The following is a 13351-nucleotide window of genomic DNA, read 5'->3' as shown; positions in this document are numbered from 1 at the left end:
CCTAAAATCGGGCCCTACAGTCTTAAGTCTTCCAAATCGTTATAATGTACTTTTTGTTCTATGGTTCCTTTTTTCACGACCAATGCCCCCGGATTGGAGCGCACGATGGTCTTCAAGGTGGTCTCGTCGGTAAAGTAAAAGTCGAAATTCAACTGGTGGTCGGCCACCAATTCGCCGGTCTGCTCCGAATTGGAGGCCGACATACCGATTACCTTATACCCCTTTTCGATGGCCTGGTCGGTTACCGTCTTCAATTCACCATAAGCCTCCTTGCTCGTTTTTCTCAAGTCATAGGCGACCACCATGAGCAATTTGGGCTCTTCCATTAGGGTGGGTGTAAAGTCCTCCCCATTCTGTTCGATGGTAAAATCGTGTATCGGCGGCTCGTAGCCCTTTTGTACCTCGGTGGTCTCAACATCGACAAACTCACCGTCTACCTGGGGGTAATCGCCCTGGGTAACGATTATTTTTTCCTCACCGTTTATGTTGAACTTCCACGCATAATCGTAAATGGGCTTGGGCGCATCGTCCGGCACACTCATACCCTCAATGATATTGGCCCCTATCTTATAGGGTCTAAAATCGATCACCGGTAAATGATTGAGTACATGGTTGCAATAGAAACCGCATAAAAGTATGGTCGCCACCACTATAATGCGATTGCCGTTACCGTAGAACAAAGGTTTAATATGTTTTTGGCCCACAAAAAGAACAATGATAAGAACCAACAGAATTACATCTTTGGTAAACGACTCCCACGGGGTCAGTTTAATGGCATCGCCGAAACATCCGCAGTCGGTTACCTTATTGAAGTAGGCCGAATAAAAGGTCAGGAAGGTAAAACCAATGATCATCAGCAAAAGGGACCATACGGTCACCCTTGCCCGAAACCCTACCAAGAGCATAACCCCCAACAAGACCTCGAAAACCACCACAAAAATGCTGATGGCCAAGGCATGGGGCTCGAAAATCGGAAGGTTCAATACCCCTTGGCTAAAATACTCCTCAAGTTTAAACGAAAAGCCTACCGGATCGTTCAGCTTTATAAAGCCACTGACAATAAAAAGGACCCCTACTAAAATTCGACTAAGACCAACGAGATATTTCATGTTACGATGCGCTATTTTGGTTAAGGTGGATCATTGCAAAGACGGCATAATTGACCATATCCTGATAATTGGCATCGATACCCTCACTGACCAAGGTCTTGCCCTGGTTGTCCTCGATCTGTTTTACCCTGAGCAGTTTTTGAAGAATAAGGTCGGTCAACGAGCTTACCCGCATATCGCGCCAAGCTTCGCCGTAATCGTGGTTTTTGTTCTCCATAAGCTGTTTGGTGGCGGCCGTATGCTTGTCATACAATGCCACGGCCTCTTCGGTATCCAAATCGGGCTGCTCGGCGACCCCTTTTTCGATTTGGATAAGGGCCATGATCGAATAATTGATGATACCGATGAACTCGGAACGCTCCCCTTCGTCCACCTTGCGTACCTCATTCTCTTGCAGGCTTCGAATGCGCTGTGCCTTTATATAGATTTGATCGGTCAATGAAGGAAGCCGCAGTATTCTCCATGCACTACCGTAGTCCCTCATTTTATTTTTAAACAGCTCGCGGCAAATCTTGATTACCTCATCGTATTGTTCAGAAGTTTCCGGCATGGATATCGTTTCTAATTTGCGTAAATTTCACACAAAATTTTGAATTGCTCAAAGTTCGTGTTTTAAACTTGGTTTTTCAAATGATACCGTATCAACTTTACATCAAATGACAATCAACTGCAAAGGCCAGCTCGTCGACCTATCATCCCCCAAGGTAATGGGTATTCTAAACGTTACCCCCGATTCGTTCTACGACGGGGGAAACCTTACCGGTGGGCAACAAGTTCTCGAACAAACCGAAAAAATGCTCATGGCAGGCGCCACCTTTATCGATATAGGGGCCTACAGTTCGCGCCCGGGTGCCGACGACGTATCCGAAGAGCAAGAGCTTCAACGCATTATGCCGGCAGTCGAATCGCTGCTTAGGCGGTTTCCCGACCTATTGCTGTCCATTGATACTTTTAGGGGCAAGGTCGCCCGCGAATGTGTTCAGGCCGGGGCCGCCATGGTCAACGATATTTCGGCCGGCTTGCTCGATGAAACCATGCTTCCGACGGTGGCCCGACTTCGGGTACCCTATGTGATGATGCATATGCGGGGCAACCCCAGAACGATGCAAGGGCGTACGGATTATGACAACCTTATCGTCGACGTCCTAAAATATTTTTCGGAGCGGATCGCCGAAACCAAGGCCTTGGGCATGGCAGACGTGATCATAGACCCGGGATTCGGTTTTTCAAAAACACTGGAACAGAACTACGGGCTGCTTTCGCATCTCGAGCTGTTCAAGAACCTGGGCCGCCCCTTACTGGTCGGGCTAAGCCGAAAATCGATGATCTATCGGCTTTTGGATACCGATCCCCAAAACGCCTTGAACGGTACTACCGCCTTAAATATGGCCGCCTTGTTAAAGGGAGCCAATATTCTACGCGTTCACGACGTTAAGGAAGCCATGGAATGCGTTAAACTGGCAGAACAGATGAAGAGTGAAATATTTTCCTAATTTTACAAAAACACTTCCCATTGGATTTTCTCGACTTTCTGGAATTTAACGTAACCGATTTACTCGACATCATTCTGGTGGCCGTCCTCCTGTATTATGTCTACAAACTGGTTCGGGGCTCTGCAGCCATCAACATCTTTATCGGTATCGTGATCGTTTGGGGTTTTTGGAAATTGACCGAGCTTTTGGAAATGGAAATGATAAGCAGCTTGGTCGGTGCTTTTATGCAGGTAGGACTTATCGCCCTGATCATTGTGTTCCAGCAGGAAATCCGAAAATTTCTTTTGATGATCGGGTCAACCAACTTTTCGAACAAGCGGAAGTTCCTGAAGCATTTTAAGTTTCTGCGTGAAGACGGCCTCAGTTCGAACACCAATGTAGATGCCATCATCTCGGCCTGTGACAAAATGAGCTCGACCAAAACAGGGGCCATTATCGTAATCGAACGCAACAACTCGCTGGACTTTATCAAATCTACCGGCGACAAGATGAATGCCGAGGTCAACCAACCCATTCTCGAAAGCATATTCTACAAGAACAGCCCCTTGCACGACGGTGCCGTGGTCATAGACGGAAATTACGTGGTAGCCACCCGGGTAATCTTACCGGTATCGAACAAGAGAAACATTCCCCTGAGATTCGGCCTCAGGCATCGGGCGGCGGTCGGAATTACCGAAAAAACGGATGCCCTGGCCTTGGTGGTCAGTGAAGAGACAGGGAACATTTCCTATATTAAAAACGGCGAATTTACCGATTACAAGGATTTGGAGGAACTGACCGCCGCCGTCAAGGACGACCTTATCGATATCGATTAGTTACTGGTATCAGTGGGGGAAAAAATGCCCGGCCGGGAAAGCGGGTTCCGTCTTCCCCCAAACCGGCTAGGCCACCTCTTCGGCCATAAACTGGGCCTCGTACAACTTGCGGTAATAGCCTCCCCGTTTCAAAAGTTCTTTATGGGTGCCCGTCTCCACAATATTGCCGGCATCCATAACAATGATCTTATCGGCCTTTTTTATGGTTGCCAAGCGGTGCGCAATAATTATCGACGTACGCCCCTCCGTAATCTTGTCGGTGGCCTTCTGGATCAATTGTTCGGAATAGGTATCGACCGACGACGTAGCCTCGTCCAATACCAAAATACTGGGGTCGCTGACATAGGCCCGTAAGAAAGCAACGAGTTGTCGCTGGCCGCTGGAAAGCATGGTCCCCCTTTCCTTCACGTTGTACTGGTAGCCCCCGGGAAGACTCGAAATAAATTCATCTACACCGATTTCCTTGGCAGCTGCCTTAATATGATCGAGGGTGACCGAAGGATTTTTTAGCGAAATGTTATTTGCAATGGTATCGGCAAACAAAAAGACATCTTGGAGCACCACGGCAATTTTAGACCTCAAGGAAGCCAACTTAAAGTCCTTTATATCGACATCGTCGACCAAAATGCTTCCCGAATCGATTTCGTAAAACCGGTTCAACAGATTGATGATCGTAGACTTGCCCGCACCCGTGGCGCCTACAATGGCCACGGTCTGCCCGGCCTTCACCTCGAAAGAGATCCCGTGCAGCACCTCCTCATCCTCTACATAACCGAAACGGACGTTGGAGAACTTGAGGTCTCCCCTAACATCCTCTTTGACGACCGTACCCCTATCTTGAATATTGCTCTCGGTATCCAATATCTTAAAAACCCTATTGGCCGCCACCATACCCATCTGAAGGGTATTGAACTTATCGGCGATCTGCCTTAGGGGACGAAACAGGATTTCGATATACATAATAAAGGCAAAAATGGTCCCGGCAATATCGACACTGATATTGGCCACGTTTTGGAGTCCGCCGTACCAAACGACCAAGCCTATGGCTACCGACGAGACGATTTCGGCAATGGGAAAGAATATGGAGTTGTACCAAACCGTTTTCAACCAGGCATTCTGGTGTTTTTCGTTAATTTTTCTAAAGTTTTCGCTCTCCGTCCTTTCACGCGTAAAAAGCTGGACCACCTTCATACCCGTAATGCGCTCCTGAACAAAGGAGTTCAGGTTGGAGACTTGGGCCCGCACGTCGATAAAGGCCACCTTCATTGCTTTTTGAAACAATCGTGTGGCATATAGAATAACGGGAAGTATGGCAAAAACGATCAATGCCAGTCGCCAATTCAGATAGAGCATCATGCCCGCCGCCGCGATCATCTTGAGCAAATCGGCCACGATAACGAAAAAGCCCTGGCTAAAAATCTCACCGATTCGCTGCATATCGGCCACTGCGCGGGTAACCAAAACACCGAGGGACGAATTATCGAAGTATTTCATACGAAAGCCCAGCATGTGTTTGAAAAGGTTGATCCGAACATCCTTAATGACCGACTCGCCCAACCAGTTGGCGTAATAGTTGAACAGCAATTGACTGATTACCTGCGCCAATAGAACGACCAGCATGATAACGGACAGGTTCAATAGCTTCTCCCCATCGGCCACCACGATGGCCTCATCGACGATTATCCGCAGAATATAGGGCCCGATGGCCGCAAAGACCGACAAGAGTATGGCGGCCAAGGCAACCCCGTAAAAGGTAAGCCTGTACGGGCGTGTATGCGCCAATAGGCGTCTGAAAAGTCGAATGTCAAATGCTTTTCCGGAATTTTTATCCATCTTTTCCAGTTATCTTTTCGGGGTATAGAACAGAGGTCAAATATAACCCTTTTGCAGGTACCGAAGGACCGGCCATACGGCGGTCCCTGCTATTTATGACCGATTTAACATGGCCCACATCCGTTTTTCCCGTTCCGACCTCCAGCAGGGTTCCGACCACGGCACGGACCATATTCCTCAAAAACCGGTCCGCGCTTATTGTAAATACCCAACGATCTTCCCGGACTTCCCAAAAGGCCCTTCTTATGTTGCACAAATAGGTTTTTACGTCGGTATTGGATTTGGAGAAACACTCGAAATCTTCGTACTGCATCAAAACCGATGCCGCTTCGTTCATCGCTGCGATGTTTAACGGACGCTTAACGAGATGGGCAAAATCGGAATAGAAAGGATTTTTTTTCCGTACCACCCAGTATTCATAGGTACGTTCCAATGCATCGAAACGGGCATGGGCCTCTTCGGGTACCTTAAAAAGGGAACAAAGGGCTATATCTTCGGGCAAAAAGGCGTTCAACCGGTAAACGACATTTTCGATATTTTCGATTTCATCGCAATCAAAATGGGCGAACATTTGTTTGGCATGTACCCCCGCATCGGTCCTCCCCGCACCGACCAAGGCTATAGGGCGCCTAAAAAACGTGGAAAACGTTTCTTCCAACACCTGCTGTACGGTAAGGGCATTGGGTTGGTTCTGCCAGCCGTGGTACCGCTTACCGAAGTATGAAAACTCAACGAAATATCTCAATCGTAAACCTTAGTTTTGTAATGCCCAAAGATAACCCTCTTTGGCCAAAAACGAATTCGAAATAAAGAAAAGGCGGCCTTATCGCACGTAGGCGATAGCCATAAGCCTTAGCCATGGTGCCATTTTTGTATTCCGCATAATACGTAATCGTTAGTATGACCAAAATATTGTTGCTTTCCGACACCCACTCCCATATCGATGAAGCCATACTCAAATACGCCCGCCAAGCCGATGAGATTTGGCATGCGGGCGACATAGGAGACCTCGCCGTAACCGACGCCCTGGGCAAGATAAAGCCCTTGCGTGCGGTCTATGGCAATATCGACGACCATATCATTCAAAAGGAATTCCCCTTGAACGACCGCTTTTATTGCGAGGGGGTCGATGTACTGATGACCCACATTGGCGGATACCCTCCCAAGTACAATTCGAGAACCCGAAAAGAAATACAGGAAAACCCGCCAAAATTATTCATCTGTGGGCATTCGCATATTTTAAAGGTGATGATGGACAAGAAGCTCAAGGTGCTCCACATGAACCCCGGTGCTTGCGGGAAGCACGGCTTCCATCAGGTAAGGACCATGTTGCGGTTTGTCATTGACGGCGACGACATCAGGGATTTAGAGGTTATCGAACTCGGCAAGCGCTAGAGGCTACCCTTCCCTCCACGGCCAACCATTATTTGAAACGTAGGAATAGGGGCGCCCAAGTGGCCACGGGTGGGTACAAAACGCAAAAAACCCGGACACTACCCCGGGTTTAACGCACTAATACTACTAAGATGTTAGGTTTAACGCAAACGATCAACAGATTTTACAAGATCTTCATCCTTTTTGATTGCCCTGTTGGCCAGGACTAGAAAAACGATAGAAATTACAGGAATCAGCATCCCAATACCCTTCTCCGAGACCGAGGTCCCTCCAGATAAATTTAGCGATCGGTAAACGAAAAATCCTAGTAAAAAAAGGTTCAATAACAGGTTCAGCCTGTTCAATATAAATTGGTTCTTTCTATTTTTAAACAACAAAATGGCTATCATGGCCAACACCGCCGAGGCATAAAAAACGATAGACACTAAAATTTCATTTGTAGCGTAAATTTCGTTTCCCTTGGCATCTGACCAAAGGTTTACCCAAAACGGCAAAAGGCCCGAAATTAGTACAACTATCAACAAATAAACGGTCTGTATCCTCTGAATCATTGCAAAATGGCATAATCAGTGGCAAAAATAAGGGTCTTTTTGCAAAAAAGCAGTGTTGTTTTGAAAATAATTTGTAATATTGTCGCGTTATTAGTTATAGCACTTACCTGAAGGAACATCTGTTCCGAGTAATACCCACATAACGATACACTTCTTACTATTATACATAGACTTATAATTTATACCATACTTAATGTTTGAGATTTCAGATTTAAAAGCAAAAAAGCTGCCTGAACTTCAGGAAATTGCCAAGGGCCTTAACGTACCCAAATACAAGTCCCTTAAAAAATTGGACTTGGTATACCAAATTCTTGATGTACAAGCCTCCAACCCCAAGGTAGTCGCCGAGGTAGCCGGAACGAAGAGCGAAGAAAAAAGCCAGGAAAAACCCAAAACCCGAGCTCCGAGAAAAAGAACTACCACAGCGAGCAAGAAAGCGGAAGCACCTTCACCCTCACCCGCACCCGAACCTTCGGTACCGACGCCCACAGAGCCCGAGAAAAAAGAAAGCGAACAGAAAAAACCCAGGCCACGCCCCCAAAACAGCGCCAATACGGCCAAGAAAGAACAAAAGGGCAATCAGGCCCAAAACCAAGGCCACAAGAGTCAGAACAACAACCAAAACAACAGTCAAAACAAGAGCCACAGGCACCAAAAAAACGGGCACGACAAGAGCAATTTTGACAAAGACCTCAAAAACCGCTACAAGGAACCCGAGTACGAATTTGACAGTATCATAGAAAGCGAAGGGGTACTCGACATAATGCAGGACGGATACGGTTTTCTCCGCTCTTCCGACTACAACTATCTGTCGTCACCGGATGACATATACGTTTCCCAATCGCAAATTCGCTTGTTCGGACTAAAGACCGGGGATACGGTACTAGGAAACGTCCGCCCGCCGAAGGAAGGCGAGAAGTATTTTCCGTTGATCAAGGTCAACAAAATAAACGGCATAGACCCCCAAGTGGTCCGCGACCGCGTTTCGTTCGAGCATTTAACGCCACTTTTTCCCCAAGAAAAGTTCAACCTTGCCGATAAGCAAAGCAATATATCTACACGTATCATCGATTTGTTCTCCCCGATCGGGAAAGGACAGAGGGGGATGATCGTATCGCAGCCCAAAACGGGTAAAACCATGCTATTGAAGGCCGTGGCAAATGCCATTGCGGCCAACCACCCCGAGGTTTACCAGATCATCCTATTGATCGATGAACGCCCCGAGGAGGTTACCGATATGCAGCGCAACGTACGTGGCGAAGTGGTGGCCTCTACCTTTGACAAGGAGGCATCGGAGCACGTTCGAGTGGCCAATATCGTTCTTGAAAAGGCAAAACGACTCGTCGAGTGCGGCCACGATGTGGTCATCCTATTGGATTCGATAACCCGTTTGGCCAGGGCGTACAACACCGTACAGCCCGCCTCCGGAAAAGTATTGAGCGGGGGTGTAGACGCCAATGCCCTTCACAAACCGAAACGCTTCTTCGGAGCGGCACGGAACATCGAGGATGGCGGATCGCTTTCGATCATTGCCACGGCCTTGACCGAGACGGGATCCAAAATGGACGAGGTCATCTTTGAAGAATTCAAGGGTACGGGCAATATGGAGCTTCAACTAGACCGTAAGATATCCAACCGAAGAATATTCCCCGCCATCGACCTTACGTCGTCCAGCACACGAAGGGACGATCTTTTACTGGACGAAAACACGATCCAACGCATGTGGATACTTCGCAAATACCTGGCGGACATGAACCCGGTAGAAGCCATGGAGTTTATAGAACAGCGCATAAAACAAACCAAGAACAACGAAGAGTTTTTGCTTACGATGAACCAGTAAGCCATTATAAAACGATGATATAAATCCCGAAATCCAGTTGCCCTGGATTTCGGGATTTTTTTGTTCCAGCCCCCTTCCCTAGCCTTCTTCCAACCAAAGCCCCCGATCCACCGGAAACAATGAATTTTTGGCAAAAAAGGTGAAATATCCGTATTTTCAAATATCTTTATAGGGCAAAAACCTTAGACCCCCGAATTTTGCGTGTTGAAAACAAGTAGAAATTAAATCACTTATGACATGAAAAATTCAAATCAATCGGCGTTTAAAACGCCCCTCGTCCTTTTTCTTTTCCTGACCATTATGAGCTGCAATAAAGAAAAACGGGAGACGGTTCGGGTCGAAGAACCCAAAAAAATGATCATCCCCATTGACGAGGCCAAAGAACTTTACGACACCTACGGCAAAAGACGGGTGGGACTGATAAGGAACTACGAAGACTCGTTGAACAGGCCCAAAGGCTATGACGACCGGCAACAAGACGGACAAAAGGCCCAAGAATCCTCGCCCGAGGAAGCCGCTTCCTTTGTCCCCACTCGATATGTTGAGTTCGATTTCCAAGAACTCCAAAACTATATGAAGTTTATCGAACAAGAAGCGGGCGATGCCCATGTCGATATTACCAATCTGCGTGTCTACCTGACCAATTATCCCAATAAGAAAGAGTTCAAGGACGGGAGAAAGGTCAAAAATCCGAGGAGGAACAGTGTTATGATGGTTCCCACGGTCAAAAGAGGGGATAAGGACTTCGCCTTTTATACCGCCGACGACTCCAAAGACGGCCGTAGAAAAGCCTTTTTGCTCAATGAAGACCTGGAAGACACAGGCGAGGCGGTAGGCGGAGGCGAAAAGGAAAAAGCATCCTTGATTCCCACCAGCATGCCCAAGCCCCTGAAGGCCCCATTGCCCGCCATAAACCAACAAAGCCTTTACGGCAACGAAGGCGGACTTAGGCCTCCCTCATAAAAATCAAAGCCAGCCCCTTAATCCCACAAATAGCCAATATTTGATTAATGAAGCTTAGCCTAGATGTATTTTTAGAGAACTCTTTTGTACCTATCTATGGCATTACATTGGTTGTCGCCATGGTCAGGTACCCAAAATATTTTGACACTTCGTTAAGGTATTTTCCCATCCTATTGCTCTATACGTTTTTGAACGATCTTTTGGGCGACCTGATCTATAGATACGACTCTTTTAGCTTGGCCTTCAACGATCTATACAACGATTATTATTTCGTCATCTACAACATTTACAACATCGTCTTCTTTCTATATTTTCTCTACCTATTTAGAAATTATATAGAAAGTAGACGATTTAGAAAATGGATAAAACATGCGGCCCTGGTTTTTTTGATCGTGTCGCTTATCAATCCCTTTTTTCAAGATTTTTTTCTAGAATACCAGTACCTGACCTTTTTTGTGGGTTCCATTTTCATTATTATCTGCATCAGTCGCTACCTCTATGAGGATTACAAAAACATCAAGGCCGGCCTAAAGACCATGAACGTCCTTTTCTTTATAGGCACGGGATTGTTGATTTACCATATCTGCTATTTGCCCATAAAGGCCATACGGTATTGCAATGGGATCATGGGACTTTTGGAGAACCCATGGCTCAGGCGTATACACCTGATATTGATCCTGATCATGTATTCCTTGATCATCATCGGTTTTTTACGAATGAAAAAACGCCTGATTCGATAAAAACAAATTAAAATAAACTAACTTAACGATCAGTTACCATAGAAAGCCAATACGCATGATTTTCCCCTTTTCAAATTAGACCCCTCTCGGCCCAATCCGCAACAAAATGCTGAGATCCATCTTGGAGCACTTGTTCTTGTTCATGTATGCCCTGGCCCTAATGGCATCGCTTTACCGCTACCCCAAATACTACGACACCCGGCTAAAATATCTGCCCATAGTCTTTTGCTATACGCTGCTCAATGAGGTGTTGGGATACATGACCGCCTACATGCCGCAGTTTGGCTTCTTCGACCGCGAGTCGATAGCCAACCGAAATATGGTCATTTACAACATCTACAATGTTATTTTCTATCTCTATTTTTTCTTTATTTACAAGCATCATATTCGGCAAAAGGCAAATCAAAGGGCCGTCGACTACGGCACGATGATCTTTATAGCGGTGGCCCTCTCCAATCCTTTTTTTCAAAACTTTCTCTTGAGCGCGCAAACGGCCACCTATGTAGTTGGAGGCATTTTTTTATTGGCATATATCTGCCTATACCTAAATGAACAAGCAAAACACGGCAATACAATCAGGTTGAAAAACCACTTACTGGTTTGGATAAGCCTTGGCCTGTTTATTTTTTACACGGGCTATTTGCCCATTAAGGTTTCGAGGTTCATTAATGCCATCGACGGAACAACGGAGGCCCCATATGTAAGACTGGTCCACTATGGCCTGATCATCGCCATGTACGCCGTAATAACCGTAGGTTTTGTCAAATTGAAAAAAAGGTTGCCCAGGTAACCATCCTGACAGTTTTGCCTGTCGTATTTGCAGCTTGCCCCCACGCAAGGGTTTTTCAAAATGGACTACCGCCGCATTTTCCATTGGACAAATCGCCATTATCGTTGCGCTCACCCCAAAAGAATAGATATTACCTATACCTATTTGTTTACAAGAACCAAACTCTATAGGACCTTTTGTCATTCCGCACGGTTCTTGTCGCCTATGGGGCAATAGATAATTTAAAATTAAAACAAATGAAAGTACTCGTAATTGGAGCGGGAAACATGGGACTAACGTACGCCAAGGCCATGTCGCGTTCAAAACAGCTTAAGAAGCGCAATGTCATGATCCTTGACAGCTCGCCCGAAAAAATCCTCTCCCTAAAAAAGAATTCGCAATTTGACGTCTTTGAAAACTTGGAAGACTGTCTTCCACAAGCCGATTTGGTGTTTATAGCCGTTAAACCCTACCACTCGAACGACCTATTTACCAAGATGAGGCCCCTGCTCAACAAGGGACAAATAGCGATAAGCATTATGGCCGGGGTCACTATCAAGACCATACAGAACGCTTTGGGCATCGAAAAGGTAGTAAGGGCCATGCCCAACCTACCCGCCCAAGTAGGCAAGGGACTTACTTCTTTTATCCCTTCCGGGGAGGTAAGCAGAATTGAACTTTTAACGGTGCAGAACTTACTTGATACCACAGGAAAATCGATTCGGGTAAGTTCGGAGAATTACATTGACGCCAGTACCGGAATTTCGGGTAGCGGACCTGCCTATGTATTTTATTTTATGCAAAGCATGATGGAAGCAGCATTAAAAATGGGCTTTTCCGCCAACGATTCAAAAGTCTTGGTAAGCCAGACCTTCGAAGGGGCTGTTGAACTTTTCAATCAATCGGACCTGTCACCCCTATCGTGGATGGACAAGGTTGCCTCAAAAGGAGGTACCACCAGGGCCGCCCTCGACTCAATGGAAAACAACAATGTTGACGAACTTATCAAAGAAGCCGCATATGCCGCTTTTGACAGGGCGGTCGAACTAGGAAAACAATAAATATGTACCAACAAAGAATAGTTGTAAAAGTGGGCACCAACGTAATGACCAACAAGGACAATAGGATCGTAAGGCCTATTCTCAAAAAATTGGTCAGACAAATAGCCGATTTGTATGAAGACAATGTAATGACCGTCTTGGTCTCCTCCGGATCCGTTATTGCCGGCATGGAAGTCCTTGGCGAAAGCCACATTGAAGACAAGACCATGAGACGGCAAGTGTATTCGTCGATAGGGCAACCCCGTATGATGAGGCTCTACTATAATATCTTTAGGGACTACGGGATGAAATGCGCCCAGGTTCTTGCCACAAAACGCGATTTCAATCCCGGGATCCACCGCGAAAACATGATCAGTTGCTATGAAGGCCTATTATCGGAAGGGGTTATTCCCATTGCAAATGAAGACGACGCCGTATCGGTAACCCATTCCATGTTTTCGGACAATGATGAATTGGCCAGTTTGGTCGCCGAACTGATAAAAGCGGATAAGCTGATCATCTTAACCGATATCGACGGACTGTATACGGGGCACCCCGACGACGACGACTCGGAAGTCATATCAAAGGTGGCCGTAAACGAAAATGTAGAGCAATATGTAAAACAAATTAAAAAGGGTGAAGCCGAAGGCCGTGGCGGCATGGGCTCCAAATTGAGCGTGGCCAAGCAGACCGCGGCCAAGAACATACCTACCTATATCGCCAATGGCAAAAAAGAGAATGTCATCATGGATATCGCAAGGGGCAAAAACGTAGGCACCCAGGTAACGGCATAAATCACATCG

The 13351-nt window shown here is 46.5% G+C and carries 14 protein-coding genes; 9 read left to right on the top strand and 5 right to left on the bottom strand.

The window, feature by feature from the left end:
* Window positions 1–14 precede the first annotated feature (14 nt).
* Window positions 15–1109, bottom strand: coding sequence for a BT_3928 family protein (locus BUB37_RS10295; RefSeq protein WP_072993091.1), 1095 nt, complete (start codon window positions 1107–1109; stop codon window positions 15–17).
* 1 nt (window position 1110) lies between these two features.
* Window positions 1111–1659 (bottom strand): DUF1599 domain-containing protein, encoded by a 549-nt coding sequence (locus BUB37_RS10290; RefSeq protein WP_072993087.1) that lies wholly within the window; start codon window positions 1657–1659, stop codon window positions 1111–1113.
* A gap of 106 nt (window positions 1660–1765) precedes the next feature.
* Between BUB37_RS10290 and folP the strand changes: the two genes are divergently transcribed.
* Window positions 1766–2602 carry a dihydropteroate synthase gene (gene folP / locus BUB37_RS10285; protein WP_072993084.1) on the top strand — a complete coding sequence of 279 codons (837 nt, stop codon included), beginning with the start codon at window positions 1766–1768 and terminating at the stop codon, window positions 2600–2602.
* Window positions 2603–2622: 20 nt separating this feature from the next.
* Window positions 2623–3417 (top strand): diadenylate cyclase CdaA, encoded by a 795-nt coding sequence (cdaA, locus tag BUB37_RS10280; RefSeq protein WP_072993064.1) that lies wholly within the window; start codon window positions 2623–2625, stop codon window positions 3415–3417.
* A gap of 66 nt (window positions 3418–3483) precedes the next feature.
* Here cdaA and BUB37_RS10275 read toward each other — a convergent pair whose 3' ends face one another.
* A complete protein-coding gene (locus BUB37_RS10275) occupies window positions 3484–5250 on the bottom strand; it encodes an ABC transporter ATP-binding protein (RefSeq protein ID WP_072993062.1) in 1767 nt (588 codons plus the stop codon).
* On the bottom strand, window positions 5243–5995 hold the full coding sequence (gene truA, locus BUB37_RS10270) for a tRNA pseudouridine(38-40) synthase TruA (protein WP_072993059.1): 753 nt from the start codon (window positions 5993–5995) through the stop codon (window positions 5243–5245). The genes BUB37_RS10275 and truA overlap by 8 nt, the downstream gene beginning before the upstream one ends.
* A gap of 155 nt (window positions 5996–6150) precedes the next feature.
* Here truA and BUB37_RS10265 point away from each other — a divergent pair, with 155 nt between their 5' ends.
* Window positions 6151–6645, top strand: coding sequence for a metallophosphoesterase family protein (locus tag BUB37_RS10265; protein ID WP_072993056.1), 495 nt, complete (start codon window positions 6151–6153; stop codon window positions 6643–6645).
* A gap of 140 nt (window positions 6646–6785) precedes the next feature.
* Here the strand turns inward: BUB37_RS10265 and BUB37_RS10260 are convergent, their stop codons facing one another.
* Window positions 6786–7196, bottom strand: coding sequence for a DUF4293 domain-containing protein (locus BUB37_RS10260; protein WP_072993039.1), 411 nt, complete (start codon window positions 7194–7196; stop codon window positions 6786–6788).
* 193 nt (window positions 7197–7389) lie between these two features.
* On the opposite strand from BUB37_RS10260, the gene rho reads away from it, so the two are divergent.
* From rho to proB, 6 genes are all read left to right on the top strand, one after another.
* Window positions 7390–9036 carry a transcription termination factor Rho gene (gene rho, locus BUB37_RS10255; RefSeq protein ID WP_072993036.1) on the top strand — a complete coding sequence of 549 codons (1647 nt, stop codon included), beginning with the start codon at window positions 7390–7392 and terminating at the stop codon, window positions 9034–9036.
* Between the two features lie 237 nt (window positions 9037–9273).
* Complete coding sequence (locus BUB37_RS10250; protein WP_072993033.1) at window positions 9274–9999, top strand: hypothetical protein; 726 nt, start codon at window positions 9274–9276, stop codon at window positions 9997–9999.
* 47 nt (window positions 10000–10046) lie between these two features.
* Window positions 10047–10739: a hypothetical protein gene (locus tag BUB37_RS10245; RefSeq protein WP_072993031.1), complete on the top strand. Its 693-nt coding sequence runs from the start codon at window positions 10047–10049 to the stop codon at window positions 10737–10739.
* A gap of 106 nt (window positions 10740–10845) precedes the next feature.
* Entirely contained in the window at window positions 10846–11529 is a 684-nt protein-coding gene (locus tag BUB37_RS10240) for a hypothetical protein (protein ID WP_072993028.1), read from the top strand.
* Window positions 11530–11765: 236 nt separating this feature from the next.
* Complete coding sequence (gene proC, locus BUB37_RS10235; RefSeq protein ID WP_072993025.1) at window positions 11766–12569, top strand: pyrroline-5-carboxylate reductase; 804 nt, start codon at window positions 11766–11768, stop codon at window positions 12567–12569.
* Window positions 12570–12571: 2 nt separating this feature from the next.
* A complete protein-coding gene (gene proB / locus BUB37_RS10230) occupies window positions 12572–13342 on the top strand; it encodes a glutamate 5-kinase (RefSeq protein ID WP_072993022.1) in 771 nt (256 codons plus the stop codon).
* Window positions 13343–13351: the final 9 nt, after the last annotated feature.

It is taken from the genome of Pseudozobellia thermophila (genome assembly GCF_900141855.1).
GTDB classification, from domain to species: domain Bacteria; phylum Bacteroidota; class Bacteroidia; order Flavobacteriales; family Flavobacteriaceae; genus Pseudozobellia; species Pseudozobellia thermophila.
The sequence above is the reverse complement of the archived record's forward strand: the minus strand, read 5'-3'. Positions and strand labels throughout refer to the sequence as shown.